Annotated in this window: 29 protein-coding genes and 1 pseudogene; 19 read left to right on the top strand and 11 right to left on the bottom strand. The window is 71.1% G+C overall.

Features of this window, described 5'->3' with window-relative positions; translation table 11 throughout:
- Nucleotides 1-44: 44 nt before the first annotated feature.
- The 6 genes from AMETH_RS01975 (at nucleotide 45) to AMETH_RS02000 (ending at nucleotide 5,119) form a co-directional block, all read left to right on the top strand.
- Nucleotides 45-404, top strand: coding sequence for a VOC family protein (locus AMETH_RS01975; protein ID WP_017986352.1), 360 nt, complete (start codon nucleotides 45-47; stop codon nucleotides 402-404).
- Nucleotides 405-602: 198 nt separating this feature from the next.
- Nucleotides 603-1,127 carry a PadR family transcriptional regulator gene (locus tag AMETH_RS01980; protein WP_017986353.1) on the top strand — a complete coding sequence of 175 codons (525 nt, stop codon included), beginning with the start codon at nucleotides 603-605 and terminating at the stop codon, nucleotides 1,125-1,127.
- Nucleotides 1,124-1,798 (top strand): ABC transporter ATP-binding protein, encoded by a 675-nt coding sequence (locus tag AMETH_RS01985; protein ID WP_017986354.1) that lies wholly within the window; start codon nucleotides 1,124-1,126, stop codon nucleotides 1,796-1,798. The genes AMETH_RS01980 and AMETH_RS01985 overlap by 4 nt, the downstream gene beginning before the upstream one ends.
- A complete protein-coding gene (locus AMETH_RS01990; RefSeq protein ID WP_017986355.1) occupies nucleotides 1,795-4,029 on the top strand; it encodes an FtsX-like permease family protein in 2,235 nt (744 codons plus the stop codon). The genes AMETH_RS01985 and AMETH_RS01990 overlap by 4 nt, the downstream gene beginning before the upstream one ends.
- Before the next feature lie 49 nt (nucleotides 4,030-4,078).
- On the top strand, nucleotides 4,079-4,480 hold the full coding sequence (locus tag AMETH_RS01995; RefSeq protein WP_081617646.1) for a TFIIB-type zinc ribbon-containing protein: 402 nt from the start codon (nucleotides 4,079-4,081) through the stop codon (nucleotides 4,478-4,480).
- 15 nt (nucleotides 4,481-4,495) lie between these two features.
- A complete protein-coding gene (locus AMETH_RS02000) occupies nucleotides 4,496-5,119 on the top strand; it encodes an AAA family ATPase (RefSeq protein ID WP_026153720.1) in 624 nt (207 codons plus the stop codon).
- A 448-nt stretch (nucleotides 5,120-5,567) separates the two neighbouring features.
- On the opposite strand, the gene AMETH_RS02005 is transcribed toward AMETH_RS02000, so the two are convergent.
- Nucleotides 5,568-6,701, bottom strand: coding sequence for a methyltransferase domain-containing protein (locus AMETH_RS02005; protein WP_017986358.1), 1,134 nt, complete (start codon nucleotides 6,699-6,701; stop codon nucleotides 5,568-5,570).
- Nucleotides 6,702-6,812: 111 nt separating this feature from the next.
- Here AMETH_RS02005 and AMETH_RS02010 point away from each other — a divergent pair, with 111 nt between their 5' ends.
- The 4 genes from AMETH_RS02010 (at nucleotide 6,813) to AMETH_RS02025 (ending at nucleotide 9,379) form a co-directional block, all read left to right on the top strand.
- A complete protein-coding gene (locus tag AMETH_RS02010) occupies nucleotides 6,813-7,244 on the top strand; it encodes a helix-turn-helix domain-containing protein (protein ID WP_017986359.1) in 432 nt (143 codons plus the stop codon).
- A 5-nt stretch (nucleotides 7,245-7,249) separates the two neighbouring features.
- Nucleotides 7,250-7,870 carry a membrane protein gene (locus AMETH_RS02015; protein WP_017986360.1) on the top strand — a complete coding sequence of 207 codons (621 nt, stop codon included), beginning with the start codon at nucleotides 7,250-7,252 and terminating at the stop codon, nucleotides 7,868-7,870.
- 635 nt (nucleotides 7,871-8,505) lie between these two features.
- Complete coding sequence (locus AMETH_RS02020; RefSeq protein WP_017986361.1) at nucleotides 8,506-8,802, top strand: DUF2516 family protein; 297 nt, start codon at nucleotides 8,506-8,508, stop codon at nucleotides 8,800-8,802.
- Nucleotides 8,803-8,827: 25 nt separating this feature from the next.
- Nucleotides 8,828-9,379 (top strand): YbaK/EbsC family protein, encoded by a 552-nt coding sequence (locus tag AMETH_RS02025; protein WP_017986362.1) that lies wholly within the window; start codon nucleotides 8,828-8,830, stop codon nucleotides 9,377-9,379.
- Here the strand turns inward: AMETH_RS02025 and AMETH_RS02030 are convergent.
- Nucleotides 9,363-10,112 carry an ABC transporter permease gene (locus AMETH_RS02030; protein ID WP_017986363.1) on the bottom strand — a complete coding sequence of 250 codons (750 nt, stop codon included), beginning with the start codon at nucleotides 10,110-10,112 and terminating at the stop codon, nucleotides 9,363-9,365. The genes AMETH_RS02025 and AMETH_RS02030 overlap by 17 nt on opposite strands.
- A complete protein-coding gene (locus AMETH_RS02035) occupies nucleotides 10,085-10,771 on the bottom strand; it encodes an ABC transporter permease (RefSeq protein WP_017986364.1) in 687 nt (228 codons plus the stop codon). The genes AMETH_RS02030 and AMETH_RS02035 overlap by 28 nt, the downstream gene beginning before the upstream one ends.
- A 118-nt stretch (nucleotides 10,772-10,889) precedes the next feature.
- Between AMETH_RS02035 and AMETH_RS02040 the strand changes: the two genes are divergently transcribed.
- The 4 genes from AMETH_RS02040 (at nucleotide 10,890) to AMETH_RS36290 (ending at nucleotide 14,078) form a co-directional block, all read left to right on the top strand.
- Nucleotides 10,890-11,807, top strand: coding sequence for an ABC transporter substrate-binding protein (locus AMETH_RS02040; RefSeq protein WP_017986365.1), 918 nt, complete (start codon nucleotides 10,890-10,892; stop codon nucleotides 11,805-11,807).
- A 46-nt stretch (nucleotides 11,808-11,853) separates the two neighbouring features.
- Nucleotides 11,854-12,288 carry an SRPBCC family protein gene (locus AMETH_RS02045; RefSeq protein WP_017986366.1) on the top strand — a complete coding sequence of 145 codons (435 nt, stop codon included), beginning with the start codon at nucleotides 11,854-11,856 and terminating at the stop codon, nucleotides 12,286-12,288.
- A 100-nt stretch (nucleotides 12,289-12,388) separates the two neighbouring features.
- Entirely contained in the window at nucleotides 12,389-13,396 is a 1,008-nt protein-coding gene (locus tag AMETH_RS02050; RefSeq protein WP_017986367.1) for an NADP-dependent oxidoreductase, read from the top strand.
- Between the two features lie 76 nt (nucleotides 13,397-13,472).
- Nucleotides 13,473-14,078 (top strand): hypothetical protein, encoded by a 606-nt coding sequence (locus AMETH_RS36290; RefSeq protein ID WP_223843038.1) that lies wholly within the window; start codon nucleotides 13,473-13,475, stop codon nucleotides 14,076-14,078.
- Between the two features lie 22 nt (nucleotides 14,079-14,100).
- On the opposite strand, the gene purU is transcribed toward AMETH_RS36290, so the two are convergent.
- From purU to AMETH_RS02085, 7 genes and pseudogenes are all read right to left on the bottom strand, one after another.
- A complete protein-coding gene (gene purU / locus AMETH_RS02055) occupies nucleotides 14,101-14,961 on the bottom strand; it encodes a formyltetrahydrofolate deformylase (RefSeq protein WP_037322690.1) in 861 nt (286 codons plus the stop codon).
- A 26-nt stretch (nucleotides 14,962-14,987) separates the two neighbouring features.
- Nucleotides 14,988-15,728 (bottom strand): maleylpyruvate isomerase family mycothiol-dependent enzyme, encoded by a 741-nt coding sequence (locus tag AMETH_RS02060; RefSeq protein ID WP_323806979.1) that lies wholly within the window; start codon nucleotides 15,726-15,728, stop codon nucleotides 14,988-14,990.
- Between the two features lie 124 nt (nucleotides 15,729-15,852).
- Nucleotides 15,853-16,323, bottom strand: a pseudogene (locus tag AMETH_RS39575) (DedA family protein); the annotation flags it as partial.
- Nucleotides 16,316-16,999: a lysophospholipid acyltransferase family protein gene (locus AMETH_RS02070; RefSeq protein ID WP_017986372.1), complete on the bottom strand. Its 684-nt coding sequence runs from the start codon at nucleotides 16,997-16,999 to the stop codon at nucleotides 16,316-16,318. The gene AMETH_RS02070 and the pseudogene AMETH_RS39575, both read right to left, overlap by 8 nt.
- 77 nt (nucleotides 17,000-17,076) lie before the next feature.
- Nucleotides 17,077-17,799 (bottom strand): GNAT family N-acetyltransferase, encoded by a 723-nt coding sequence (locus AMETH_RS02075; protein WP_017986373.1) that lies wholly within the window; start codon nucleotides 17,797-17,799, stop codon nucleotides 17,077-17,079.
- Between the two features lie 112 nt (nucleotides 17,800-17,911).
- Nucleotides 17,912-18,712, bottom strand: a complete 801-nt coding sequence (locus AMETH_RS02080) for a class I SAM-dependent methyltransferase (RefSeq protein ID WP_017986374.1) — start codon at nucleotides 18,710-18,712, stop codon at nucleotides 17,912-17,914.
- A complete protein-coding gene (locus tag AMETH_RS02085; RefSeq protein WP_017986375.1) occupies nucleotides 18,688-19,191 on the bottom strand; it encodes a DUF2505 domain-containing protein in 504 nt (167 codons plus the stop codon). Before AMETH_RS02085 ends, AMETH_RS02080 begins: the two co-directional genes overlap by 25 nt.
- Before the next feature lie 26 nt (nucleotides 19,192-19,217).
- On the opposite strand from AMETH_RS02085, the gene AMETH_RS02090 reads away from it, so the two are divergent.
- On the top strand, nucleotides 19,218-20,240 hold the full coding sequence (locus tag AMETH_RS02090; protein WP_017986376.1) for a UDP-N-acetylmuramate dehydrogenase: 1,023 nt from the start codon (nucleotides 19,218-19,220) through the stop codon (nucleotides 20,238-20,240).
- Here AMETH_RS02090 and AMETH_RS02095 read toward each other — a convergent pair whose 3' ends face one another.
- Nucleotides 20,241-20,975 carry an SDR family oxidoreductase gene (locus tag AMETH_RS02095; protein ID WP_017986377.1) on the bottom strand — a complete coding sequence of 245 codons (735 nt, stop codon included), beginning with the start codon at nucleotides 20,973-20,975 and terminating at the stop codon, nucleotides 20,241-20,243.
- Nucleotides 20,976-21,069: 94 nt separating this feature from the next.
- Here AMETH_RS02095 and AMETH_RS02100 point away from each other — a divergent pair, with 94 nt between their 5' ends.
- From AMETH_RS02100 to AMETH_RS02115, 4 genes are all read left to right on the top strand, one after another.
- The gene (locus AMETH_RS02100; RefSeq protein ID WP_017986378.1) at nucleotides 21,070-22,239 is read left to right on the top strand and encodes a L,D-transpeptidase; all 1,170 of its coding nucleotides are present in this window, start codon (nucleotides 21,070-21,072) and stop codon (nucleotides 22,237-22,239) included.
- 111 nt (nucleotides 22,240-22,350) lie between these two features.
- Nucleotides 22,351-23,646: a D-inositol-3-phosphate glycosyltransferase gene (gene mshA, locus AMETH_RS02105; protein ID WP_223843282.1), complete on the top strand. Its 1,296-nt coding sequence runs from the start codon at nucleotides 22,351-22,353 to the stop codon at nucleotides 23,644-23,646.
- Nucleotides 23,643-24,155 carry a type III secretion system chaperone family protein gene (locus AMETH_RS02110; protein WP_017986380.1) on the top strand — a complete coding sequence of 171 codons (513 nt, stop codon included), beginning with the start codon at nucleotides 23,643-23,645 and terminating at the stop codon, nucleotides 24,153-24,155. Before mshA ends, AMETH_RS02110 begins: the two co-directional genes overlap by 4 nt.
- 556 nt (nucleotides 24,156-24,711) lie before the next feature.
- Nucleotides 24,712-25,452 carry a phosphoglyceromutase gene (locus AMETH_RS02115; RefSeq protein WP_017986381.1) on the top strand — a complete coding sequence of 247 codons (741 nt, stop codon included), beginning with the start codon at nucleotides 24,712-24,714 and terminating at the stop codon, nucleotides 25,450-25,452.
- Nucleotides 25,453-25,494: the final 42 nt, after the last annotated feature.

Raw genomic sequence — 25,494 nt, forward strand, 5'->3', positions numbered from 1 at the left:
ACCGGTTATTCGCCTGCTGGTCTTCGAGTGCTGGGAGGAATCGCATGGGTGCCGTTCCGAAACTGGGCGCGATCGTTCTCGACTGCCCGGATCCGGTGGAACTGGCCGGGTTCTACGCGCGGTTGCTGGACCTGCCGCAGCCGGAAGCGGACGACGACAGCTGGGTGGATCTCGACGGTTTGGACGGAGTCCGAGTCTCCTTCCAGCGCGTCGAGTCCTACCGTGCGCCCGAGTGGCCGGGGCAGGATGTTCCGCAGCAGCTTCACCTCGACCTGGACGTCGCAGATCTCGAAGCGGCTCACAGTCGCGCCTTGTCGCTGGGTGCAAAAATGCTCGACCAGGCGTCGACGTTCCGGGTCTACGCCGATCCGGCCGGTCACCCGTTCTGTCTCTGTGCTTGCTGACCTCCTGGAATATCTAGTCGAGGGGTTCTGTTGGACCGGGTGGCCGATCCGGTCCGTGTCCCCCGAGCCTCACCTCATCGCCGTCACGGAACACCAGTCCGGCTGGAGCCGTGTCGCGTCTTCCCCCTCACGCTAGGGGTTCTTGCTACACACGGAGTGTATAGACAGTGACTGTACACCGTGTGTATAGTCCTGTCCATGGCGATCGGACAAACACTTCTCGGCCTGCTTGAGTCGGGCCCGTGCCACGGCTACGAGCTCAAACGCGCCTACGACGAGCGTTTCGGGCACGACCGGCCGCTGCACTACGGGCAGGTGTACGCCACGCTGGCGCGTCTGCTCCGCAACGGCCTGGTGACCGAGAGCGGGGTCGAGCCGGGCGGTGGTCCGGAGCGCAAGAGCTACGCGATCACCGATGCCGGGATCACCGACGTCGAGCAGTGGCTGAGCACTCCGGAGAAGCCGGAGGCGTATCTGCAGAACACCCTGTACACCAAGGTCGTGCTCGCGTTGATGTCCGGCCGGGACGCGGCGACGGTGCTCGACACCCAGCGCGCCGCGCACCTGAAGGTCATGCGCGAGCTGACCCGCCGCAAGACCGAGGGCGACCTCGCGGACGCGCTGATCTGCGACCACGCGCTGTTCCACCTGGAAGCAGATTTGCGTTGGCTCGAACTGACCGCGGCCCGTCTCGACGAGCTCGCCCGGCAGGTGCGGGCATGAGCCTGCTCAGCGCTGCCGGGCTGCGCAAGTCCTTCGGGCCTACCGAGGCGCTGCGGGGCGCCGACTTCGAGATCGACGCGGGGGAGATCGTCGCGGTGATGGGGCCGTCCGGGTCCGGCAAGTCCACGCTCCTGCACTGTCTGGCCGGGATCATGCCGCCGGACGACGGCCGGGTCGTTTACCGCGAGCGCGACCTCGCGAGCCTGTCCGACGCAGACCGGTCTTCGTTGCGCCGCAGCGAGTTCGGGTTTCTCTTCCAGTTCGGGCAGCTCGTTCCCGAGCTGTCGTGCTTGGAGAACGTCGCGCTACCGCTGCGCCTGGGCGGGACGAAGCGCAAGCCGGCCGAGGCGTCGGCGCGAACGGCTCTCGACCGGTTCGAGCTTGGTGACCTCGCCGGAAAGCGGCCCGGTGAGGTGTCCGGCGGCCAGGGGCAGCGGGTGGCGATCGCGCGGGCCTTGATCACCACGCCGAAGGTCGTTTTCGCCGACGAGCCCACGGGAGCGCTGGACTCCCTCAACGGCGAACGCGTGATGCGCCTGCTCGTGGCGGCGGCGAAGGAGCTGAGCACCGCGGTAGTGCTGGTCACGCACGACGTGCGGGTCGCGGCGTACTCCGACCGCGAGGTCATCGTCCGGGACGGCCGGACACCGGAGCGGGTGGCCGTTCCGTGAGCTGGCTCAACGACTTCGCACTGGGCTTCCGGCTGGCCGTCGGGGGCGGCCGGACGTTCCGTGCCAACTTGCCCCGCCTGGTGCTGACCACGATCGGCATCGGTCTGTCGGTGGCGATGCTCCTGCTGCTCGCGAGCACCACCAAAGCCTTGGGCGAGCGGAGCGATCGCATCGCCGGGCGCGAACCGGCGACGGTGGACGGGCCCGCGTCGCTGTACCTGTCCTCCGACGTCACCCCGGTGGGAGACCGGACGTTGACGATCGCCTGGCTGGAGCCTGTCGGCCCGGATGCGCCGGTTCCACCCGGTCTGGCCACGATCCCGCAAGCCGGTGAAACAGTTCTGTCGCCGGCGCTCGCGGAGCGGATCGCGGTGGACCCGTTGCTGCAGCAGCGGTTCCCAGGGCGGGTGGTCGGCGCCATCGCGCCGGACGGGCTCGCCGGGCCGGACGAGTTGTTCGCCTACGTCGGCGCCACCGGCATCCGAGCCGCGAACGGGGGAGTCGCGGTCACCGGTTTCGGGGCGGACCCGGCACCGGACGCCTCGTCCCCGCAGCTGATCTTCCTGCTGATCGTCGGCGTCGTCGTGCTGCTGATCCCGATGCTCGTCCTGCTCAGCGCCGCGGGTCGGATCGGCGGTGCGGAGCGCGAGCGCCGGCTGTCCACGCTCCGCCTCGCGGGCGCGCGACGCGGGCAGGTGCACCGGATCGCCGCCGGTGAGTCACTGGCCGGCGCCTTGGCCGGCGGTGCGCTGGGTGTGGCCATCTACCTCGCGGTGCGCGGGTCGGCCGCGGGGCTGGAGTTCGAGGGGATCACCGTCTTCCGCCCGGACTTCGTGCCGGGCTGGCCACTGGGGGTGGTGGTGGCCCTGCTCGTCCCCGTGCTCGCGATCGGACCGGCCTGGTTCGGGTTGCGGCGGCTGGTCGTCGAACCGCTCGCGGTTCTGCGCAACGCGAAGCCGGAGCGCAGAAGGCTGTGGTGGCGGTTGGTCCTGATCGCGCTCGGCGTCGTGCTGCTGCTGCCGGACAAGCTCCTGGGGGTGTCGTCCCGTACGGGTAGCACCCTGCCGTTTCTGCTCGCCGGATCGACGTTCCTGCTGATCGGCGTGCCTGCGGTCATGCCCTGGATCACCGACTTCGTGGTGCGGCGGATCCGGGGTGGGAGCCCGGCGTGGCAACTGGCCGTCCGACGGCTGCAGCTCGACAGCGGTACGCCGAACCGTGTCGTTGCAGGAGTGGTGGTCGTGCTGGCCGGGGTCATCACGCTGCAGACGATGATCGGTTCGGCCGCCTCGGACGCGGATCGCCCTCGGGTCACGACCGGGACCGGGAACCTCAGCGTCACCGACAACGCCGAAGCGGAGGCGATGCTCCTGCTCGACGGGACGCCCGGGCTGGTCGGCGCGTACCCGATCCAACGGCTGGCGGCGAGTCCCGGGACCGGCAGGCCGGTGGAGTTGCTCGTCGCGCCGTGTCCGGTGCTGGAGCACCTCTTCGGAACATCAGGGTGTGTCGACGGTGCCGTGTACGTCGTGGCCGGGGCGGGCGTCCAGCCGGGTTCGACCATGAGGGTGGACGAGGTGCGGTTCACGGTCCCCGCGGATGCGGCGACCGCCTCTCCCGGTACCGCGGGCGTCGCCCACGGTGTCGGTGTGGCGGTCACACCGTCGGCCGCGAGCGCGCAGCACCTGCCGGACGGCGGGCGGATGATCGAGCTCCTGCTCGCTCCAGCAGAGCCGGGTGCACTGGACCGGATCAGGGCCGCGCTCGGGCCGCTCGGGTGGCAGGCGACGGCTTACAGCGAGGACGAGTACTACGGCAGGGGAAACGATTTCCTCACCGCGGTCAACGGCCTGCTCTACACAGGCGGACTGCTGGGACTCGTCATCGCGGCGGTCAGTCTGCTGGTGCTGCTGGCCGGGCAGCTGAGCGAACGACGGAGGGCCTTCGCCGCGATGCACGCGTCCGGTGTGCCACTGCCGGTTCTGGGACGGTCACTGCTCTGGCAGAACGCGATTCCGCTGGCGTTCGGGGTCGTGGTCGCTGTGGCGGTGGCGATCGGCACCGGCGCCCTCCTCGTGCGGCTGCTGGGCGCGGACATCAGCCTGCACGTGGACGCGGGCTTCATCGGTGTCACCGCCGCGACGGCGGTGGTCCTGGTGTGCGCGGTGACCGGCGCGGCGTTGCCCGCGCTCCGGGCGGTCACCAGAGTGGAGGCGCTGCGATCGGAATGACGAGCTCCGGGCGGCAAACCGGTGTACGTCACCCCCGACCGGCCGGATCATGCGTAGGGTGGCATACGTGATTTGTCCGAAGTGTCAAAACGTGATGCGGACCGTCAACAAGAACGGCATCCACATCGAGCAGTGTGAAGGCTGCCGCGGCATCTTCCTGGACCGTGGCGAGCTGGAGCAGATCGTGGGCGCGGAGAGCGCTTACTACGGCGGACCCGCCGCTGCTCCGCCGCCGTACCAGGGGGCGGGGCACACCGCGCCGTACCGGGATTCGCCCCGCCCGTACGGCGGCCACGGGCACACCGACTCGCCCCGGCCGTACCGGGGTGGGCACGGCTACTCCGATTCGCCCCGGCCGTACCAGGGCGGTGGCTACTACTCGGATTCGCCGCGCCCGTACGGGCACCGTGGTCACCGCAAGCGGAGCTTCCTCGAGCAGCTCTTCGACTGACACATGCCCGAAGCGATGCTGGATCCCCGCATCTGCCCTCGATGCGGGGACCTGGCTGAGGCCCCGGCCGTGGAGGGCGACATCCGGTTGTGCCACCGGTGTGGTCACCGCTGGCCCTTCCGCCGGTTGCCGCTGTTCGCGCTGACCGGGCCGAGCGGGGCGGGGAAGTCGACGGTCGGTCCGGCGCTGGTCGAGCGGCTCGGCGGGCGGGTCACGGTGCTGGAGCAGGACGTGCTGTGGGTGGCCGGCCTCCGCGACGACGTGAACGGGCACCCGACGTTCCGGGGCACCTGGCTGCGAATGGCCGCGATGGTGCACCAGAACGGCCGGCCGGTCGTGCTGTGCGGCACCGTGGTGCCCCCGGAGTTCGAGACGTTGCCCGAACGTGCGCTGTTCAGCGAGATCCACTACCTCGCGCTCGTCGCCGAGCCGGAGGTGCTCGCCCGGCGGCTTCGGGCCCGCCCAGCCTGGCGCGGCTGGGACGAACCCCGCATCGCCGAGATGCTCGAGTTCAACACGTGGCTGCACAAGAACGCCGACACGCTAGACCCGCCGGTCACCCTCTTCGACACGACGACCGCGCCACTCGACGCGAGCGTCGAGCACGTCGCGAGCTGGGTCGAAAGCCGGCTGCCTTAGCGCGACGACCGACGGTGGCTCGCGGCGGGCGGGCTGTGTGCGGGTGACCGGGGGCGCTGTGTTGCGGCGCTCGGATGTAGGCGCTGGCGACGGCGCGCACACCGCTGGGCAGGGGGCTGGTGGGCGGCGCGCGGTGTGCCGAGCGCTGGCAATCCGGTGGTTGCTGGCTCGGTGCGCGGGGTGCTGGCCGTCGGTGGGTTGCTGGCGTTGTGCGCGGGGTGCTGGGCATCCGTGGTTGCCGTCGGGGAGTGCGTCGGGAGCAATCAGGGTGGCCGCTGGCGCGGGGGCCTCCTGCCGCCCAGCGGCAGTCGTTGGCGGGCGCCGGGCGGTCGGTCGCTGGTCGGGTGCACGGAGTGTCGGCCGGCCGTACTCGCCATCAAGGGCGTCGGATGCCGGCTGGGCTGGTGGCCAGCGGGGTCGCCGGTTGGGGTGCTGGGCGCCGCGGGGTCTAGTGCAGTGGCCAGCGGTGGTCGCCGTCGGGGTCGTCCAGCCAGAATTCCTGGTGCTGGGGCGTCACGGTCATCCCGAACCGCTGCCGGGCGGGCTTTCCGAGCGTGATCCACTGCCGGTGGGCGGCCTCCGTCAGGTCCCACAGCCGCCGCGGGCCGCCCTGCGTCACTGTCGTCCGGTCGGCGTGCGTTGTCACCCGCGCCCAGGAACCGTCGCTGTGCAGGAGGAACGCGTCCTCGCCGCGGAACACCGGCACCACCCCCGGCAGCGCCAGCCCGGCGAAGAACTCGAACCGGCTCGACGGGTGCAGGACCACCTCGGCGGACAGGTCCGTGGCACGCACGGGTCCAGAGATCTCCGGCAGCGACGCCGGATCCGGGAGACGGTGCGCCCGCAACGGCATGAACCGGCCGTCGCGGCTCAGCACGCGGCCCCGGGCGATCGGTCCGGGCATCACGATCAGCCGCACCAGGCCGGCGCCGATCGGACGGTTCAGGGTGGTCACCACGATCGCCCCGTGCGTCGCCTGCTCCAGCCACGCGATCGGTACCTCCGACACCGCGCACGTGCATAGCACGCGGCCGTACGGCGCGCCCGCCGGGAAACCGTCCGCGCCGTCCTGGACCTCGACCGCCGGGTGGTACCCGCACAGCGACAGGCGTTCCGAAGCGAGCCGCACCAGCTGCTCGTCCACATCCACAGTGGACACCAATGACGAGCCGAGCCGTTCGGAGAGCAGGGCGGCGTTGTAACCGGTGCCGGTGCCGATCTCCAGCACCCGGTGCCCGCTGTGCACCGACAGCTCCTCGAGCATCACCGCCATGATCCCCGGCATGCTCGACGAACACGTCGGGTTGCCGCGCACCACACCGTGCCTGCGTGCGCGCTCCCATGCGAGCGGGTCGCCGTCGAGTTGCGTCACCAGGACCTGGTCGGCGTAGACGTGGTCGAGCCAGTCCTCATCCGTCCGGTCGACGGCGCGCCACCCACCGGGCTGGGATAGGAAGTACCGGGGCACGAAGGCATGCCGCGGCACCCGCCGGAACGCGTCCAGCCAGGCCGGATCGGTGATCATGCCGTCCCGGCGCAGCGACTCGGCCAGCTGGCGCCGGCGACGTGCCGTGCTGTGCACACCCCCACCGTAATGGGTGACTCAAGTAACACCCGATGGTTGCAAGCAGGGTGCTTGCAATAGCTAGCACCCGCGCGTACCGTTGGAATCGTCGCGAGGAGATGGACTGACATGTCGGAGGACAACGGCTACGAGAACTCGGCGGGCGGACCGGTGGAGAAGGTCGCCGACATCGCCTCCGGGATCGGTGAGTACATCCGCCAGCAGCGCAACAACGCGAAGATCTCCTTGCGACAGCTGGCAAAGCTCGCCGGAGTGTCCAATCCGTACCTGAGCCAGATCGAGCGCGGGGTGCGCAAGCCCAGCGCGGAGATCCTGCAGCAGATCGCCAAGGGGCTGCGGATTTCCGCGGAAGCGCTCTACGTGCAGGCCGGAATCCTCGACCTGCCCAACGGTGGACCGGTGACCGACGCGATCCGCGCGGACGCCGAGCTCACCGAGCGGCAGAAGCAGGTCCTGCTCGACGTGTACGAGTCGTTCCGCCGGGAGAACGCGGCGGCGGGCGGCGATCGAGGACAAACAACCGTCATCGCCAAGGAGTGAGCACAATGCCCAGCACCAAGACCGCCATCGAACAGCTCCGCACACCGCTGCTGGCCGCCCTGGGCGCCGGCAACCTGGCCGGCCAGGCCGTGGTCGACGCCGTGGGCAAGGCCCGCGAGCGGGTCGTCGAGGGCAGCGAGGTGGCGCGGAAGAACATCGAGGAGCTGCCGACCGAGGTGACCACCCTGCGGGAGAAGCTCGACCCGGCCGAGCTGCGCAAGCTGATCGACGAGTACACCGAGGCCGCGCTGAAGCTGTACAACAAGCTGGCCGAGACCGGTGAGCAGGCGTGGGACAAGTTCCTGGCCGAGCCGCGCGTGAAGAGCGTGGTCGAGCAGGTCGAGGAGGCGCTGACCACCGCGCAGGAGCGGGTCGGCGAGGTGAGCACAGAGGCGCGCGAGAAGGTCGAGGATGTGCTCGGCCTGGTCGCGAAGCGGACGCGCGCCGGTGGCGAGAAGGTCGCCGAGGCGGCGGACGACGTCGCGGACAAGATCGAGGACGAGGTCAAGGAGGAGCAGGCCAAGACCGCCCCCAAGACCACCACGACGAAGGCCCCGGCCGCCCGCCGGAGCACGACGCCGGCCGAGCGCCCGGCGAACGCGACCACGCCGAAGACGACCAAGTAGGCCAGCAAGTAGGCCAAGGCGGACGCCGACAGCGGCGGCCACCATGTGCGAGGCGCATGCCTGGGCGGCCGGTGGCGGCGTGGTGGGTGCCGACGTTGGGCGGTCGCCGTGCGCGAGGTGCATGCCTAGGCAGCCAGTGGAGGCAAGGCGCACGCCGACGGTAGGCGGCCCCCGTAGTGCAGGTCGCGCTGAAGGTAGCCAAGGCGCACGTGCACCGTAGGCAATGCACATGCCCACCGGCCGTGTCGAGCAACGCTCGGCGCGGCCGGTGGGCTTTGTCGTGTCGGGCTGCCGCGCCAAGGGGGCTTGCCGGAGGCTCGGCATGACGGGTGGGGTCCGTCGGTCGGCTTGTCGGGGGCCGGGCGGGTGGGCCGGTGCCGCGAGGCTGCGCGGGGTGAGCGGCACGGAGGTGTTCGGGCCGACCACCGCTGTCGGGAAGCGGGACGGCATCGGTTCCTGGGCCAGGCCTCCAGCCCTGGACGGCATCGGTGCGCGGACCGGACCCCCAGCCCTGCACGGCATCGGTGGCGCGGGCCGGGCCTGCAGCCCTGGACGGCGGTGACGGTCCCGGGCGTTCGTGGCATTCTGGACGCACGGGATCCGACGGCGGGGGCGAAGGGACGTAGGCTAGGGACGTGCCGTTCATCGCGTACTGGATCATGCAGGTCATCAGCTGGGCAGGCACGCTGGTGGGCCTCGGCGCGTTCGTGCACGCCCTTCTCCAGCGCGCGGACGCCTACCACGCCGCGGACCGCAAGACCAAGCCCATCTGGCTCGCCATCACCGGCGCCGGCACGGCCGCTATGGGGCTGTTCGGCTTCGGGGGCGCGGGCAGCCTCTTCTGGCTAGCCGGCATCGTCGCCGTCCTCGTCTACCTCGTCGACGTGCGGCCGCGGCTGATCGAGGTTCAGCGCGGCGGCAAGAACTGGTGAGCCGGCGATTCCCTATCCTAATGGCGTGAGGACCTGGAGCATCGCCGGGACGCTGACCGTCCACCCGGCCGCCGAACGCACCGACCTGCTCGCCGAGCCCGTCGCCAAGGCGCTGGCCGCCCTCGACGCCGACGGCGTGGGCGCCGTCGAGATCGATCCCGAACTCGCCGACACCGCCGCGTTCTGCGAGGCCTACGGCTCACCGCTGAACGCCTCCGCGAACTGCGTCGTCGTCGCCGGGAAGCGGGCAGGCGAGGTCCGGTTCGCCGCCGCGCTGGTGCTCGCGACCACCCGCGCCGACGTCAACGGCGTCATCAAGCGCCGCCTGGACGTGCGCAAAGCCTCCTTCGCCCCGATGGACGAGGCCGTCGCCCTCACCGGCATGGCCTACGGCGGCATCACGCCCGTCGGGCTGCCCGCGGACTGGCCGATCCTCGTCGACAAGGCCGTCGCCGACTCGCCGGAACTCGTCATTGGCAGCGGCATCCGCGGCGGGAAACTCCTGGTCACCGGCGAACTGCTCGCGTCGCTGCCCGGCGCCGAGGTCATCGACGGCCTGGCTAAACCGGTCGCGTAGACAACGTCGCCCGGCGCGACAACGTCAGGCCCCGCGGCACGGCGAACCGCTCCAGCAGCGCGAACACGCCCTCGCACACCAGGGCCAGCACGATGACCGCGAGCCCGCCCGCCAGGATCTCGCCGTAACCGCCTGCGCCCTGCGCGAACCCGTCCACGATGAACCGGCCCAGCCCGCCGCCATCGTTGACGATCGCGCCGATCGCGACCGTCGCCACCAGCTGCAGGAACGCCACTCGCGCGCCCGCCAGGATCACCGGCAACGCCAGCGGCAGCTCGATGCGCAGCATGATCTGCCCCTCGGTGTGCCCGATGCCGCGCGCCGCGTCCACGGCCTCCGGCGCCAGCGACACCACCCCGGCGTAGGTGTTGGTGAACAACGGCGGCAGGGCCAGCGCCACCAGCGCGAGCAGCAGCGGCCAGAACGACGTGTCCACCTCCCACCGGCTCGCCAGGTACCAGAACAGGATGATCAACCCGAAGCTCGGGATGGCCCGGCCGATGTTCACCGCGCTGCTGGCCAGGAACGCGCCCCGGCGGTAGTGGGCCAGCACGAGAGCGGGCGGCACGGCCAGCGCGGCGGCGATCACCAGTGACAACGCCGAAAAGCCCAGGTGCTCCAGCGTGCGGTACGGGATGCCGGCCGGGGCGGTCCAGCTCCACCGGCCCGGCTGCCCCAGCCAGTCCAGCGCCTGCTCGAACGCGTTCACGCCCGCCCCGCCTTCCGCGCCCACGGGGCCAGTGCCCGCTCGCTCAGCCACAACAGCGCGTCCACCAGCACCGCGAGCACGATCGACAACCCGATCCCGACGATGATCGCCGTCGGGTTCGGCGTGGTCGTCTGGATGCCCTGCCGGATGAAGAAGCCCAGCCCGCCCATGCCGAGCATCGCGGTGACCGTGACCAGCCCGATCGTCGTCACGGCCGCGACCCGCAGCCCGGCGATCACCACCGGCAGCGCCAGCGGGAGCTCGACCTGCAGCAACAGGCGCAGCCGCGTGAAGCCCATGCCGATCGCGGCCTCCCGGACCTCCGCGGGCACCTGCTGGATGCCGGTCACGATGTTGCGCAGCAGGATCAGCAGCGTGTACGTGGCGAGCGGGATCACGGCCGCGGTGAACGACAGCCCGAAGAACGGCACCAGCAGCGCGAACGCCCCGAGGCTCGGGATCACGTACAGCGCGCCGGCCGCGCCCAGCGCGACCGCGTAGAACCAGCGCCAGCGCAGCGACAGCACGGCCAGCGCGACCGCCAGGACGAGCCCGATCGCGAGTGCGGCCGCCGTCAGCGCCAGATGCTCGCCGAGGCGCCGGACGATTTCGTCCGCGTTGCGCTCCACCCACCGCCACTCGAACAGCGGCCGGTCGGTGGCGGCCAGGACGTACTCGCTCACCGGGCGAGCATACGGGCGGTGACCGACACTGACGGGCGGACGATCTCACTATGTGGTTTCTGTCGGTGCCCGCGGATAGGGTCGCTGGCGACTGACTGCACTGGGAGGGTGAACAGGTATGCGGTGGACACGGAGCCTGCGGGCGGCCGGGGTGCTCGCGGTGGCGGTCCTCGGGCTCACGGCCTGCGGCGGCGGGGACGACGGCGGCACTGCGGCGCCGGGGAAGGGCGGCGCGCCGATCGTGGTGGCGTCGTTCAACTTCACGGACAGCCAGATCCTGGCGGAGGTGTACGCGCAGGCGCTGGAGGCGAAGGGCTACCCGGTCCAGCGGAAGTTCAACATCGGTTCGCGGGAGCTGGTGTACCCGTCGCTCAAGTCGGGCGAGCTGCAGTTCATCCCCGAGTATCAGGGCGCGGCGATCAGCTCCGGGTTCAACGAGCAGGCGCCGAACGACGCGGCGTCCGAGCACGCGAAGCTCGCCGAGCTGTTCAAGCAGTCCGGCGTCGGGCTGCTGGACTACGCGCCGGCGGAGAACAAGAACACCTACGTGGTGAAGTCCGACCTCGCGCAGCAGCAGGGCCTGCGGACGATCAGCGACCTGAAGAAGCTGGACAAGGTCGTGCTGGGCGGCCCGCCGGAGTGCGGCACCCGGGCCAACTGCTTCATCGGTTTCCGTGACGTCTACAAGCTGAACGTCACGTTCTCGAGCATCCAGGAGTCCGGCCCGCGGGTCGAGCAGCTGCGCTCGGGCGCGGTCACGGTGATCCCGCTGGACTCGGTGAACCCGCTGGTGGGCAACCCGGACTTCACCGCGCTGGAGGACGACCAGAAGATCGTCGCGACCGAGAACGTCGTGCCCGCGGTGAACCAGAAGGTGCTCGATGAGCGCGGCCCCGGCTTCGCCGCGGCGGTCAACGCGGTGAGCGCGAAGCTGACCACTGACCAGCTGCGCGATCTGAACAAGCAGGTCGACGAGGACGGCGACCAGGTGGCGGACGTCGCCAAGGACTGGCTGTCGCAGCAGGGTCTCCTCTGATCGATAGAGTCGCGGGCGACAGCGTTCGAGCAGATCAGGAGGGGTTATGGCGAAGGTCACCGCAAGCGCGGAACGGACGATCGACGCACCGGCCGACAAGGTGCGCGCGCTGGTCGCGGACTACGCCGAGACCCGGCCCAAGATCCTGACCGAGCACTACCGCGACTACGAGGTGGTCGAGGGCGGCACCGGCGCCGGCACGAAGGCGAAGTGGAAGCTGCAGGCCACCTCCAAGCGGGTGCGCGACGTCGCGGCGAGTGTGTCCGAGCCGGAAGCGGGCACCCTCGTCGAGACGGACGCCAACTCCAGCATGGTCACGACCTGGACGGTGCGGCCCGCGGGCGAGCGCAGCGTCGTCCGGATCGAGACCACCTGGCAGGGCGCGGGCGGCATCGGGGGCTTCTTCGAGAAGACCTTCGCGCCGGGCGGGCTCCGCCGGATCTACGACGGTGTGCTCGGCAAGCTGGCCGAACTGGTCTAGCCGCTCGGCGGGGTGGCTGTAGCCTCAGCCACAAAGCGGAATCAGCGCCCCGGTTAGCGTGTTGGCAGCCGTGGACACACTTCCGACACCCCTGGAGCGCATGATGAGCACCACCGCGATCGAGATCCGGCTCGCCTCCCGTCCGCACGGCGCGCCGACGCTGGCCAACTTCGACGTGGTCGACGTCGAGGTGCCGCGGCCCGGCGAGGGCGAGGCCCTGGTCCGCAACCTGGAGATCAGCGTCGACCCGTACATGCGCGGCCGGATGAGCTCCGCCAAGTCGTACGCGCCGCCGTACGAGGTCGGCAAGGTGATGCTGGGCGGCGCGGTCGGCGAGGTCGTCGAGTCGAACACCGACGCCCTGCGGCCGGGCGACCTGGTGCTGCACGGATTCGGCTGGCGGTCGCACGCCGTGGTCACCCCCAAGCAGGCGGCCAAGATCGACGCGGGCGCGGCGCCGCGCGAGGCGTACCTCGGCGTGCTCGGCATGACCGGCCTCACCGCGTACGCCGGGCTGACCGAGATCGCGCGGTTCCAGCCGGGCGACACCGTGTTCGTCTCGGGCGCGGCCGGCGCGGTCGGGTCCGTCGTCGGCCAGCTCGCGAAGCTGAAGGGCGCCAAGCGGGTCATCGGCAGCGCCGGCTCGGCCGGGAAGGTCCGGCACCTCGTCGAGGACCTGGGCTTCGACGCCGCGTTCAACTACAAGGACGCGCCGGTCGCGAAGCAGCTGGCAAATGCCGCGCCGGAGGGCATCGACGTCTACTTCGACAACGTCGGCGGCGAGCACCTGGAGGCCGCGATCGACTCGGCGAACGTGCACGCCCGGATCGCCGTGTGCGGGATGATCTCGATCTACAACGCCACCGAGCCGCCCGCCGCGCCGCGGAACCTGGCGCAGATCATCGGCAAGCGGCTGGACATCCGCGGGTTCCTGGTCAGCGACCACTACGACCTACAGGCGAAGTTCCTCGAGGAGGTCGCGCCGCTGGTGCGCTCCGGCGAGATCAAGTACGAGGAGACCATCGTCGAGGGGCTGCGCAACGCCCCGCAGGCCTTCCTGGACCTCCTCGCGGGCGCGAACACCGGCAAGATGCTCGTCCGCGTCTGATACGCCCGCCGACGTACGGCGAAGAGACGTCGCCGGGCAGACGCCGCGACCGGCACGAACGCCGACCATCGTCGGCATGACCCTCGCACCCCGCGACAGCCTCTGGACCCGCGCCCGGCCCGTCGAACGCGTCGCCTACGTGGTGGCCGCCGTCCTGTTCGCCAGCGGCCTCGTGCACCTGGTGGTCTTCGTGGCGAGCGGCACCACGTGGGAGGGTCCGCTGTCCTACAGCAAGGCCATGACGTTCGGCCTGTCCTTCGGCCTTACCCTGGCCAGCGTCACCTGGGCCACCGGCTTCATTGCGGTCCGGCGGCGGAACCTCCTGCTCGGCGCGCTCACCGCGGTGAGCATCGTCGAGGTCGCCCTGGTGACGTTGCACCGTGGCGGCCTGGCGGACCACGAACCTCAGCCCGAGCATGTCGCTGGCCCTGCGGTTCGGGCTCGTGGTGCTGTCCGCGGCCATGGTCGTCGGCGCCATCATGGTCGCCGACGGCGTCACCCTCGCCCGCAGCGGACAACCGCAGCTGGCCTACACGACCGCGGGTTCGCTGAAGCTCGTGCACGCGGTCACGATGCACGCGGTCCTCGTGGTCCCTGGGCTGGCCTGGCTGCTGCGGCACGCGCCGGAACGCACGCCGCACCAAGGCGGTTCACGTCGCCGTCGGTGTCTACACGCTGCTGATCGTGGGAGCGGTGCTCGCGAGCTAGAACACCACCGTGCGGTTGCCGTGCACCAGCACCCGGCTCTCCAGGTGCCACCGCAGGCCGCGGGCGAGCGTGATCTTCTCGATGTCGCGGCCCTTGCGCACCAGGTCGGGCACGGTGTCGCCGTGGTCGACGCGGATCACGTCCTGCTCGATGATCGGCCCGGCGTCCAGGTCGGCGGTCACGTAGTGGCACGTCGCGCCGACCAGCTTCACCCCGCGGCGGTGCGCCTGGTGGTAGGGCCGCGCGCCGATGAACGACGGCAGGAAGCTGTGGTGGATGTTGATCGCCCGGCCGGACCACGCCTGGCACAGCTCCGGCGGCAGGATCTGCATGAACCGCGCGAGCACCACGGCGTGCGGGTCGTGCTCGTCGACCAGCTTGCGCACCTCGGCGAACGCCTCCGCCTTGTCACCCGCCGGAAAGGGCACGTGGTGGAACGGGATCCCGTGCGCCCGCGTGATGTCCGCGAGGTTGTCGTGGTTGCCGATCACCGCCCGCACGTCGACGTCCAGCTCGCCGGCCGCGACCCGGCCCAGGATGTCGTAGAGGCAGTGCCCCTCCTTCGACACCAGGATCACCACGCGCCGCCGCTCGGACGTGTCCTCGACGCGCCAGTTCGACTCGGCCGACAGCGACGTCGCCACCTCGGCGAAGCGCGACCGCAGTTCGTCCACTCCGAACGGCAGCGAGTCCGCCCGGACCTCCTGGCGGGTGAAGAACCAGCCGGTGTCCGGGTCGGTGTGGTAGGCGGCCTCGACGATCCAGCCGCCCGCGTCGGCGAGGAAGGACGACACGCGCGCGACGATGCCGGTGCGGTCGGGACAGCCGAAGGTGATCACATAACGTCGTTCGGACACGGCCCCATCTTCCCCGCCGCACCCGGTCACGGCGCGGCCAGGGGCTCCAGGAGACGCACGTCACCGGTCACCGAGGCGGGACTGGGCCGCCCCCACACCCGCCGGTACACCGCGTCGGCGGTGCCCGCGACCGTCACGTCGGCCTCGAACGCGGCCGTCACCGGCTCGATCGTCCCGGGCTGCCCCGGGTGCAGCACGACCCGCCACATGCGACCGGCGTCCGCCGCGTGCACCAGCACCGAACCGGACAGGGCGAACTGGTCCCACTTCGCGCGCGTCGGCAGCATCCAGGCGAGCAGCTCGTCGACGCCGTCCGCGGCGAACTCCGGGTCGAACACGAGCGACGGGACCGCGGACGCATCCGCGCTGCCTGCCAGCGCGTGCTCGGCGTCCAGCCGGTGGATCGCTGTCTCGTGCGCCTGCCGCCGCGCCCAGGACCGCGTGGTCTGCTCGTAGCGGGTCCACGGCAGCCACGCCGGCGCCGCGGGATCGGCGAGTTCGCCCAGCATCCCCTGCAGCTGCTCGTCCCACCAGGACAGCAGTTCAGTCCAGTCGGCGGGTGGCTGTCCGCGCGTCACGTTCTCGCCGCTCGGATCGGCGATCGCGGCCCGGACCCACGAGTGGACCTTCGCCAGGTGGTCGACGAGGCGCTGGACAGTCCACTTCGGACAGGTCGGCACCGGCGCCTCCGGCCCCGTCCGCACCGCGGCCGCGCGCAGGGCCCGGCACTGCGCCTCGATCATCGCGAGGTACTCGGCGTGCTGCATGCCGTGAGCGTAACCGCCGCACCACGTCGATGACACCGACCATGATCAACCCGATGCCGAACGACAACAGCAGCCCCTTGGCTGGCTGCCCGTCGAAGCTCGCGCCGCCGATCGCGCCGATGACCACGCTGTAGACGGCCCAGATCCCGGTCCCCACAGCGTCGAGCGCGACGAACCGCGCCCACGGCACGCCCATGCTGCCCGTGGCCAGTCCGCTCGCGACCCGGCCGCCGGGGAGGTACCGGCCCGCCACGATCAGCAGCCCGGCGTGGCGTTCGACCTGGCCGCGCGCCCATTCGTAGCGGTCCTGCTTCCCGGCGCGCAGCCACCGGGTCAGCGCGGGCGCGGCGCCCCGGCCGACCGCGTGCGACAGGCAGTCGCCGGCGAGCGCTCCGGCGGCCGCGAGCAGCGCCAGCAGCGCCAGCTTCGGGACGTCCGTGCCGAGCAGCACGGCGACCGTGATCACCGTCGTCTCGCTCGGCATGAACGGCAGCAGCGCGTCCAGCGCCGCCACCGCGAACACGATCAGCCACAGCCAGGGCGAGGACAGGGTGCCCTGGACCAGCTCACCGAGGTGGTTCAGGAAGTCAAGCATGCGCCGGGACCCGGGTGGACCGGACGATGTCCTGGGCGCGTGCGGCGAGCTCTCGCCGGTCGCCGAGGGGCTCCAGCTGCGGGTGCGCGGTCAGCTCGATCCGCAGGTCGCGGGCGCGCGCGACCCGGCCCAGCGACGGCAGGAGCGCGTCGTCGCCGACGAAGGCCGCGACCGTGCTCGGCTGCCCGCCCTGCGAGTACGCGAAGGTCACCGGCCGCACCGGCGCGCCGGCGTCGATCGCCGCCTGGAACGCGGCGCGCCGGAACGTCCCGCCCCGGCTGCCGCACCACGTCGTGCCCTCGGGGAACACGACGACCGACTCGCCGGCGCGGAGCGCGTCCGCCAGCCCGGCCACCACGGCGGGCAGTTCCCGCAGCTCGCGCCGGGCGATGAACCGGGTGCCGCAGGACCGCGCGAGCGATCCGATGACCGGCCACGAGCGCACCTCGCGCTTGGCCAGGAACCCCACCGGGTCGACGGCCAGCAGCGCGACGATGTCCAGCCACGACACGTGGTTGGACACGATCAGCGTGCCGGTGCCCGCCGGCACCCGCAGCAGGTCGGTGTTCCCGCCCAGCGTGATGCCGAGGGCGTCGAGCACCCCGCGGGCGTGCGGCCGCAGGTCCCCCCGCCGCACCCCGGCGAGGACCGAGCCCAGCGCCAGCCACCGTCGCACGGTCAGCAGTGTGCTGATCTCAGGCAGCCGGTGGGTGACGCAGCGAGGGGTACAAGGTGAAGTCACGTCCCACGGGTTCATGAATTCTCGCCGAGGAAGAATCTGCGGTAGCGCTCGCCGATCTCGTCGACCGCCAGCACGGTGAAGAAGTCGGCGACCGCGAAGTACGGGTCGTGCGCGGGCGGCCCGCCGACCCACGCGCCAAGGCGCAGGTAGCCGCGCAGCAACGGCGGAATCTGGGCGTAGCTGGGCGGGCGCTCGGTGCGGGGCAGCGGGATCCACGGCCGGTGCGGCTCGACCCGCAGCTCGCCCGGCGGGCGGTGCTTGGCTTGCGCGAGCGCCCACGTGGCGGCCGCCGAGGCGCCGCCGTCGGCAAGCGACACCGACGCGCACCCGGCGAGGTAGCGGTAGCCGTGGCCGACGACGTAACGCGCCATCGCCGACCACATCAGGTTGATCACGCCGCCGGAACGGTGGTCCGGGTGCGCGCACGACCGGCCGGTCTCGACCAGGTGCGGCCGCAGCGGCGCCAGCGCGTCCAGGTCGAACTCCGACTGCGAGTACAGCCGCGCCGACCGGCCGGGCGGCAGCAGCCGGTAGGTGCCGACGACCTCGCCCCCGTGCATCACGGCGAGGTGCTCGCACACGTCGTCGAACTCGTCGGCGTCCAGCCCGCTGGGGTGCGCCGCCGCGCCGAACTCGGTGGTGAACACGCGGTGCCGCAGTCGCTGGCACGCCTGGACGATCTCGGAGTCCGTCGCGATGACGGCCTCGTACTGCCTGCTGAGGGTTGCGGTCATGGGGCGATCGTGTCGCCGCGCACACCGCCTGAGCCAGGGACTTCCGGCAAGATCAGGGACATCCCGGGGAACCCCCGTGCGTGCCGCCCCCGCTGCTTTGGTGGGGTTGTCCTTACCTGCCTCCGGGTGCCACCGTCGCCCACGGCACGGTCAGCTCGCCGAGCCGGATCCGCCGTGGCCGGGTCAGCACCGGCCAGCCGCGCGCGGCGAGCAGCCGCACGCTCTCCAGCCAGCGGGCGCGGGCGCCGAATGCCTGGTGCGGCGCGGCGGTCGCCCAGCAGATGTCCAATGTGGACACGAGGTCGTGGATCCGCTCGCCAGGCACGTTGCGGTGGATCAGCGCCTTCGGCAGTCGTTCGGCCAAAGTGGACGGCTCGTCGAGCGAATCCAGGTGGCAGGACAAGGTGAGCGTACGCGGGCCGTCCGCGTCCAGCGTGACCCAGGTGGACAGTCGGCCGATCTCGTCGCAGGTGCCCTCGACGAGCAGCCCACCCGGGGCGAGGCGGTCGAGGACCAGCTTCCACGCGCCCTCGACCTCGTCCTCCGGGTACTGCCGCAGCACGTTGAACGCGCGCACCAGGTTCGGCCGGGCCCCGGCGAGTTCGAAACCGCCCTGGCGGAAGTCCAGCCACGGGGGCCGCGCGGCGGGTTTCGCGACCGCGACGCGCTCCGGGTCGATCTCCAGCCCGAGCACCCGGACCCGCGGGTGGACCCGCCGCAGCCGCGCGGCCATCTCGACCGTGGTCACCGGGGACGCGCCGTACCCGAGGTCCACGACGAGCGGGTCCGGCGCGCGGCGCAGCGCGGCCGACACCTCGGGGGCGCCGGCCAGCCAGCGGTCGACGCGGCGCAGGCGGTTGGGGTTCGTGGTTCCTCGGGTCGGCGCGCCTACCGGGCCGCGCGCCCCAGCCATTCGCGGCTGAACTGGGCCTCGCGGGCCAGCAGCTTGGTCAGCTCGCCCGCGACGAAGCTCTCCAGCTTGCCGCCGACCAGCGGGATCCTGACCTTGACCTCACCGCGGGTCTCGACCACCGAGCCGTCGCCACGGGGACGCAGCTCGGTGCGGGCGGTGATCTCGCCGGGCATCCCGCTCACCGTGGCCCGCGCCGTGCCCGTGTAGCCGTCCCCGTCGCGAGTGAAGGTGTGCTCGCGGTCGACGTAGAGGTCGCCGGGCTGCAGCTTGCGGACGATCTGCGGGAGCTTGTCCGCCTCGATGCCCTGGCGCAGCGTGTACCGGGCGCCGTCGTCGTCCGCGGAATGGCTGAGCAGGGCGCTGTTCTTGCCGCCGATCTCGGCGAGGCGGGCCGTCAGTGCCTCCTCGCTCGTCTCGGCCCGGAACACCTCGGAGACGCCGTTGGGGTACTCCGCGCGGTGCTCGATACGGGATGCCATGAGGCCAGACAGTACCGTTTGTCCTCGTGAGCCGTCTTGACACACCGACCCAGACGACCCTGGCCGAACACACCACGCTGCGCCTCGGCGGGCCGGCCCGCGCGTTCGTGGTGGCCGGGACCACCGACGAACTGCTCGCCGCGGTGCGGTCGATCGAGGGACCGGTGCTGCTGCTCGGCGGCGGGTCGAACCTCGTCGTCGGCGACGACGGCTTCCCCGGCACCGTGGTCAAGATCGCGACCGGCGGCTGGCGGATCGACGGTGACGAGGTCGAGGTCGCGGCCGGCCAGAACTGGGACGAGTTCGTCGCGGCGACCGTCGAGGCCGGGTTCGGCGGCCTTGAGTGCCTGTCGGGCATCCCCGGCTCGGTGGGCGCGACGCCGATCCAGAACGTCGGCGCGTACGGCTGCGAGGTGGCCGACCTGCTCACCTCGATCGAGTGCTACGACCGGCGCACCGGCGAGGTGCGCACGATGACCGCGGACGAGCTCGGCTTCGGCTACCGCACCAGCGTGCTCAAGGGGGAGAGCTGGGGGATCGTCCTCAGTGTCCGGTTCGCGCTGCGCGCCGACGGGCTGTCCGCGCCGATCCGCTACGCCGAACTGGCCCGCACGCTGGGCGTCGAGCAGGGCGCGCGGGTGCCGGCGGCGCAGGCGCGCGAGGCCGTGCTGAAGCTGCGGCAGGGCAAGGGCATGGTGCTGGACGCCTCCGACCACGACACGTGGAGCGCGGGCTCGTTCTTCACCAATCCGATCGTCGCGGAGATCCCGCCGGCGCTGGAGGGTGTGGAGATGCCGCGTTACCCGGCCGACGGCGGGGTGAAGCTGTCCGCGGCCTGGCTGATCGAGCGGGCCGGGTTCGGCAAGGGCCACCCGGGGCCGGGTGGGCGGGTGTCCTTGTCCACCAAGCACACCCTGGCCCTGACCAACCGGGGTTCGGCCAGCACCGCGGACCTGCTGGCGCTGGCGCGCGAGGTCCGGGACGGCGTGCACGCCCGCTTCGGCGTCACGCTGCGTCCCGAACCACTGCTGATCAACTGCGCCCTGTAGTCACTCGCGGTGGGCGCGGCTGCCGTTGAGCTGTGCGCGCGGCTTCATGACGATGGTGTCCAGGTTCACGTGCGCCGGCCGGGTCACGGCGAACGCGATCACGTCGGCCACGTCCTCCGCGGTCAGCGGGGTGAGGCCCTGGTAGACCTTCGCGGCGCGCTCGGTGTCGCCGTCGAACCGGTTGGCGGAGAAGTCGGTCTCGACCATGCCGGGCACGATCTCGGTGATCCGCACCGGGTCGCCGAGGTGCTCCGAGCGCAGCGTGCGGTGCAGGGCCGACTGGGCGTGCTTCGCCGACGTGTAGCCGGAACCGCCGTCGTACACCTCGTGCCCGGCGATCGACGTGACGGTCACCACGTGGCCGTCACCGGAGGCGATCAGCTTCGGCAGCAACGCCTTCGTCATGCGCAGGGTGCCGAGGACGTTGACCTCCCACATCCAGCGCCAGTGGTCCTCGTCGGCGTCTTCCACGCGCTCCAGGCCCCGTGCGCCGCCCGCGTTGTTGACGAGAACGTGGCAATCTGGAACCTGCTGGACGAATGCGGCAACCGAACCGGGGTCGGTGACGTCCAGTACGTGTGCGGTTCCGGACAACTCGGCGGCCAGCTTCTCCAGGCGGTCGAGGCGCCGAGCCCCGAGCACGACGTGGAATCCGGCCTCGGCGAGGGCGCGGGCGGTCGCCTCGCCGATACCCGCGCTGGCGCCGGTGATCACTGCGGTTCGCTTGGTCGTCATACCGCACATACTCCCAGCGGGGGACATGCCGGTAACGCGGCAGGGCCGGGCGTCGCTTGACGTCCGGGAGAAGTACGGAGTGCGGAGGTAACAGGTGATCGAGAGGCGCACGGTGTTCAAGGCCGCGCTCGCCGCGGGTGCGGCGACCATGGCCGCGGCGTGCACCAGCGGCGGGGACGACGGCGGCGCGCAGACCGGGGGCGGGGCGACGACCGAGGCGCCGCCTGCCGCGGTCATCACCGCCGAGCCCGCCGCGGACGCGAAGAACGTCCCCGTGCTGCAGCCCGTCACTGTGAAGGTCGCCAAGGGCACGCTCACCGAGGTCAAGCTGACCAACGCCGACGGCAAGGCCGTCGAGGGCAAGCTCAGCGACGACAAGACCACCTGGACCAGCAGCGAGTCCCTCGGTTACGACAAGACCTACACCTACAACGCGACCGCCACCGGCACAGACGGCAAGCCGGTGACGCTGACCGGCAGCTTCTCGACGCTCAAGCCGGCCTCCACCGTGCGCGTCACGCTGAACCCGGCCGACGACGTGACCGTCGGCGTCGCGATGCCGGTGAGCGTGAAGTTCACCAGCGCCGTGAAGAACAAGGCCGCCGTGGAGCGGGCGCTGAAGATCGAGACGTCCACCGACGTCGAGGGCTCCTGGGGCTGGCTGTCCGACCAGCAGGTGGACTGGCGGCCGAAGGAGTACTGGCCCGCCAACACCACGGTCAAGGTCGAGGCGAAGCTCTACGGCATTGACCTCGGCGGCGGGGCCTACCCGCGAGCCGACGTCACCACCGAGTTCAAGATCGGCCGCAACCAGGTCGTGAAGATCCACACCCCGGACCACAAGATGAACGTGTACCGGGGCGGGTCCCTGCACAAGAGCTACCCGTGCAGCAACGGCAAGGACTCGGACGTGAACCTGAACACACCGAACGGCACCTACATCATCATGACGAAGGAGCCGAGCGCGATCTTCGACAACGCGCGCTACGGCTACACCAACGTCAACAAGAAGTGGGCGTGCCGGTTCTCCAACCACGGCGAGTTCATCCACGAAAACCAGGACAACGCGGCCAACATCGGGCGGGCCAACACCTCGCACGGCTGCGTCAACCTGCTGGAAGCCGACGCGAAGGACTACTTCGACTCGGCCCTGATCGGCGACCCCGTTGAGATCACCGGCTCGAAGCTCGGGCCGGTCGTCACCTCGGACGTCATGGACTGGCTGGTCAGCTGGAGCGCCTGGCAGGCCAAGTCCGCCCTGTGACGGTTTCGCACCGCTGGGAAGATGACGGGTGCCCGTGGGCGTTGTCGTTCACGGGCTCCGCCCTGATGCGGAAAGAGACTGACACGGGAGTTGAACCAGGTGACGATCTCGCTGCGCGGATCACGACGGACGCAGACGATTTGGCCGCGCAGGGTCGCGGTGCTGTCGGTGCACACGTCACCCCTGGAGCAGCCCGGCACCGGTGACGCCGGCGGGATGAACGTCTACATCACGCACACCGCGGTCGAGATGGCGCGGCGCGGGGTCGCCGTCGAGGTGTTCACGCGCGCGACCTCGTCCGAGCAGCCCCCGGTTGCCGAGCTGGCGCCCGGCGTGCTGGTGCGGCACATCCCGGCAGGCCCGTTCGAACCGCTCGGCCGCGACGAGCTGCCTGCCCAGCTGTGCGCGTTCACGTCGGGCGTGCTGCGTGCGGAGGCCTTCCACGAGCCCGGCTACTACGACCTGATCCACTCGCACTACTGGCTGTCCGGCCAGGTCGGGTGGCTCGCGCGGGACCGGTGGGGCGTGCCGCTGGTGCACACCGCGCACACGCTGGCGAAGGTCAAGAACGCCGCGCTCGCCGAGGGTGACAAGCCCGAGCCGCGCACCCGGGTCATCGGGGAGGAGCAGGTGGTCGCCGAGTCCGACCGGCTGGTGGCGAACACGCCGGTGGAGGCGCGGCAGCTGGTGGACCTCTACGGCGCGGCCCCGGAGCGGGTGCACACGGTCGCGCCCGGGGTGGACCTGAACCGGTTCGTCCCCGGTTCGCAGGCGGGTGCCCGGCGGCGGCTGGGGTTGCCGCGCGATGCCGTGGTGCTGGCGTTCGCCGGCCGGATCCAGCCGTTGAAGGCGCCGGACGTGCTGCTGCACGCGGCCGCGCACCTGCTCCAGCGGCAGCCGGAGCTGCGGGAGCGGCTGGTCGTGCTGGTCGTGGGTGGTCCCTCGGGCACCGGGCTGGAGCAGCCGCAGGCCCTGCGTGAGCTCGCGGTATCGCTGGGTATCCAGGAGGTGGTGCGGTTCCTGCCGCCGCAGCCGGGTGAGCGGCTGGCGGAGGTGTACCGCGCCGCGGACGTGGTGGCGGTACCGAGCTACAACGAGTCGTTCGGCCTGGTCGCGCTGGAGGCGCAGGCCTGCGGGACGCCCGTGGTGGCGGCCGAGGTCGGCGGGCTGCCGGTGGCGGTCGCGCACGGCGTGTCCGGGCTGCTGGTGCCGTCGCACGCGGCGCGGGACTGGGCCGGGGCGCTGGCCAGTGTGGCGTTGCGGCCGGACCGGCGGGCGGAGCTTGCGGAGAACGCGCTGGTGCACGCGCGGCGGTTCTCGTGGGCGCGCACCACGGACGCCCTGCTGGAGACCTACGCGGCGGCTTCGCGGACGCTGGCCGCGCTGCATGAGGAGATCGCGGTATGACGCTCGACAAGGTCGTCCGGACAACGCTGGACCAGGCAGACCTGAAGTACGACCGCAAGGCCGAGGGCAAGTACTTCGTCACCCTCCCCGGCACCAAGAAGCTCCAGACCAACGTTTGGCTGATCGAGCGCGAACACGCCTTCGCCGTAGAGGCCTTCGTCTGCCGCCGCCCCGACGAGAACCACGAGCAGGTCTACCGCTTCCTGCTGCGCCGCAACGCAAAGCTCTACGGCGTCCACTACACCGTGGACGCTCTCGGCGACATCTACCTGGTGGGCCGCTTCGGCAAGGACGCGGTGACCGAGCAGGAGCTGGACAAGATCCTGGGCCAGGTGCTGGAAGCCGCGGACGGCGACTTCAACACGATCCTCGAACTGGGCTTCGCCACGTCCATCAAACGCGAGTGGGACTGGCGTGTGAGCCGAGGCGAAAGCCTGGCCAACCTACAAGCCTTCAAACACCTGGTAGAGCCCGACCAAGCCCACGAACCCGGCACCCTCACGGAGTAAACCAACGCTGGTCCAAGCCCAACGCGCCCGCCGCCCGCCAACGCAAGAATCTCGCACCGTGGGGGTCTGGGGGCGCCCCCAGCGGCAATGTGCGAACGCCCGCCCCGCGGCGAGCGAAGCGAGCACGCGGAAGAGCGGGCGGAGCGGCTTGAGGGAGGGGGAGTCGCGAACTCAAGCCGCCCCGCGAACGCTCCCGCCGCTTCTGGACCCGGTGGCGAGGGGGAGTGCCAACGGGGCCGGCGGGGCCGCAGCCCGGCAGGGGGGAGACAGGCTGCGGTCGTACCCCGCGTCCGGCTGGGGAGTGCGTGGAATTCCAGCCGAGCGGGACGTAAGCCAACTTGTCAGATGTCCACCAGTAATCACAAGACTACTGGTTACTCCGTTCGAGTGATTCTCACTGTCTGTGTTAACGGTATGCAGCAAGTGTCACTTTCATGACCGGTGTCCAATCGACCAAAGAGCAGTCGGGCGAACCTCTACCGAGTGGTAACACACTGTCTGTAGAAAGCTCTGGGCGTCATCCGGTCGCTCGCCGTGTTCTGGCAGGCTAGCGGGTATGGCCGAACTTGGGACGCTGGTGCTGCTCCGCCACGGGCAGAGCACCTGGAACGCCGAGAACCTGTTCACCGGCTGGGTCGACGTGCCCCTGTCCGAGCTCGGGCAGCAGGAGGCCCGCAAGGGCGGTGAGCTGCTCGCGGAGAGCGGTCTGCTGCCCGACGTCGTCCACACGTCGCTGCTGCGCCGGGCGATCTCGACCGCCAACATCGCGCTGGACATCGCCGACCGGCACTGGATCCCGGTGCGCCGCGACTGGCGGCTCAACGAGCGGCACTACGGCGCGCTCCAGGGCAAGAACAAGAAGCAGGTCCGGGACGAGTTCGGCGAGGAGCAGTTCATGCTCTGGCGCCGCTCCTACGACGTGCCGCCGCCGCCGATCGAGCGTGGCAGCGAGTTCAGTCAGGACACCGACGTCCGCTACGGCCCCGACGCGCCGCTGACGGAGTGCTTGAAGGACGTCGTCGCGCGGCTGCTGCCGTACTGGGATTCGGCCATCGTGCCGGACCTGCGCGCGGGCAAGACGGTGCTGGTCGCCGCGCACGGCAACTCGCTGCGCGCCCTGGTGAAGCACCTGGACGGGATTTCCGACGACGCCATCGCCGGCCTGAACATCCCGACCGGCATCCCGCTGCGCTACGACCTGGACGAGAACCTGAAGCCGGCCAACCCGGGCGGCACCTACCTCGACCCGGAGGCCGCGGCCGCGGCCGCCGCCGCGGTCGCCAACCAGGGCCGCTGACGCCAGTCCGCCGAAACGCCGGCTCCCCCCTCGGGAGCCGGC

The sequence above is a fragment of the Amycolatopsis methanolica 239 genome, assembly GCF_000739085.1.
Taxonomy (GTDB): domain Bacteria; phylum Actinomycetota; class Actinomycetes; order Mycobacteriales; family Pseudonocardiaceae; genus Amycolatopsis_E; species Amycolatopsis_E methanolica.